4 protein-coding genes are annotated in these 1,926 nt (G+C 71.3%); all 4 read right to left on the reverse strand.

Annotated elements, in window-relative coordinates; translation table 11 throughout:
- Positions 1-328 (reverse strand): hypothetical protein (locus tag GT042_RS15795; protein ID WP_161309350.1); only part of this gene is annotated, 328 nt, incomplete at its 3' end.
- Between the two features lie 67 nt (positions 329-395).
- A complete protein-coding gene (locus GT042_RS15800; RefSeq protein ID WP_161309351.1) occupies positions 396-857 on the reverse strand; it encodes a cupredoxin domain-containing protein in 462 nt (153 codons plus the stop codon).
- Between the two features lie 53 nt (positions 858-910).
- Positions 911-1,486: a hypothetical protein gene (locus GT042_RS15805; RefSeq protein WP_161309352.1), complete on the reverse strand. Its 576-nt coding sequence runs from the start codon at positions 1,484-1,486 to the stop codon at positions 911-913.
- Positions 1,487-1,635: 149 nt separating this feature from the next.
- A partial coding sequence (locus GT042_RS15810) for a serine hydrolase (RefSeq protein WP_161309353.1) occupies positions 1,636-1,926 on the reverse strand: 291 nt, incomplete at its 5' end.

A 1,926-nucleotide genomic window follows, 5' to 3' on the forward strand; every position in this document is an offset into this window, starting at 1 on the left:
GGAACGGCCCCCACGCGCCGATGTCGGCGTACCGGTAGATGAGCAGGAGCGTCAGTCCGCCGGCGGCGACCGACCAGGCGAACAGCTCGGCCGGCCACCGCCGCCACACCAGGATCAGCAGCGCCGCCGCCGCGGCGAAACCGGCCTCGATCCGGAAGAGCGTCCCCTGGCTGATGTCGGCACTGACGAGGTCGTACCGGTCGGCCAGGTGGGCGTGCAGATAGGAGTCCAGCGCCAGACCGACGGCGGCGAGCAGCCGTGCGGCCTCCCTGACGAGCCGGCGGACCAGGCGGGTACGGCGGGATACGGCGGTGGGATCTGTTGCCATGACGTCTCCAGGTGCACCGTGGCCGGGGAAACCGTGGCCGGGGAAACCGTGCCGGGGAATCAGACGGTCAGCGGACGGTGAGCGTCCCCTTCATGAAGGGGTGGATGGTGCACATGTACTTGTACGCGCCCGGCTTGGTCGGCGCCGTGAAGGTCGCCGACTTGCCGGGCGCGATGTCACCCGTGTTCCACGCCTTGTCCGTGATGGCGGTCAGCGTGTGGGTGGTGGTGTCGTTGTTGGTCACGGTGATCTTCGTGCCGGGCGCCACGGTGAGCTTGTCCGGCATGAACTTGAAGTTCTTGATGCTGATCTTCGCCTTGGCGTTGCTCGACGGTGAGGCCGACGACGGTGAGGCCGACGACGGCGGGGACGACGACGCGGGCGCCGAGGAGGCGGGTGCCGAGGACGCGGGGGCGGAGGAGGAGTCCGACGAGCCGCTGTTGTTGTTGTCGCTGGAACAGCCCGCGACAGCGGTGAGACAGGCGAAGGCGAGTGCCAGGGCGAGGCGGCCGGGGCGACGGGACGGCATGAAGGTCTCCGGGAGATCGGGCGGGAGGTGGCGCGGGAGGGTGGGAGCCGGGGTCAGTAGCCGGTGCCCGGGTTCTGCGACTTCTTGGTGATCTGCTTGCCGTCGGTACCCATGACGTACCACTTGGCACCGAAGGCGTTGACACCCTGTCCGTTGGTGTTGCCGGGCTGCGGGTCGCCGGAGAAGCGGTAGAGGGGGTGGCCGTGGTAGGTGACCTGCTTCTTGCCGTCGCTCCGGGTGCTGGTGGAGAGCAGGTCGGACTTCACGCCCGTGCCCGCGGTCGGCTTCGAGGTGACGGTGAACGGCGGCCACGCCGTGGCGCACGCCCCTTCACAGGTGGACTTGGACGTCTTGTCCTTGTCGAACACGTACAGCGTGCGGCCCTTGTGGTCGAAGAGGATCGTGCCGAGCGGCCCCTTGGCCGAGGTCACCTCCGCCGGGCTGGACGCCGACGGGGAGGCCGCCACCTCGGCGGCCTGCGGTGCCGAGGTGGCGGCGGCGGAAGCGGTCTCGGCGTTGCTCGGGGCCGAGCCGCCGCCGTTGTCGCTGCCGGAACAGGCGGTGACCGCCCCGGCGATCAGCACGGTGGCGGAGACCGCGGTCAGAACTCTGGTGCGGTACGAGGTCATGGTGGGCTCCTCAGGAGAGGGGGGCCGCCCGGTCCGGGCAGCACACGACCCGCTCGATCGGGGTCGCACATTCCCAGTGGAGGACGGCCCGCGCGACCCGGCCACCGCGCTTCGGCCGTCCGGCCGTACCGCACCGCCCTTACGGGTCGTCAGCCTCGCGCGCCCAGGGACAACAGGGCTTCGTACGCGCTCTGGACGAAGCCGTGACGGGCGTCGGGGGTCGTGTTGGCGAGCGCGACGAGCGCGGTGCCCCGGCGCGGGCAGAACCCCGCGAACGCGGTGAAGCCGCTCGTACCGCCGGAGTGGTGGTACACGTCACCGCCGGGCCGCGGCCGGATGTTCCAGACGAGAGCCAGCCGCCGGGCACCGCCCCGTACCGCGAGCCGCGGACGGGTGACGTCGGCGAGGGCCGCGCGGAGGGGGAGCGGCGCGGCGCTCCC

Source organism: Streptomyces sp. SID3212 (assembly GCF_009865405.1).
In the GTDB taxonomy this organism is placed as follows: domain Bacteria; phylum Actinomycetota; class Actinomycetes; order Streptomycetales; family Streptomycetaceae; genus Streptomyces.

Bases quoted from the DNA above. Each gene is read 5' to 3' on its own strand.
- GT042_RS15805 (WP_161309352.1), bottom strand. From the start codon at position 1,486: ATGACCTCGTACCGCACCAGAGTTCTGACCGCGGTCTCCGCCACCGTG.
- GT042_RS15800 (WP_161309351.1), bottom strand. From the start codon at position 857: ATGCCGTCCCGTCGCCCCGGCCGCCTCGCCCTGGCACTCGCCTTCGCC.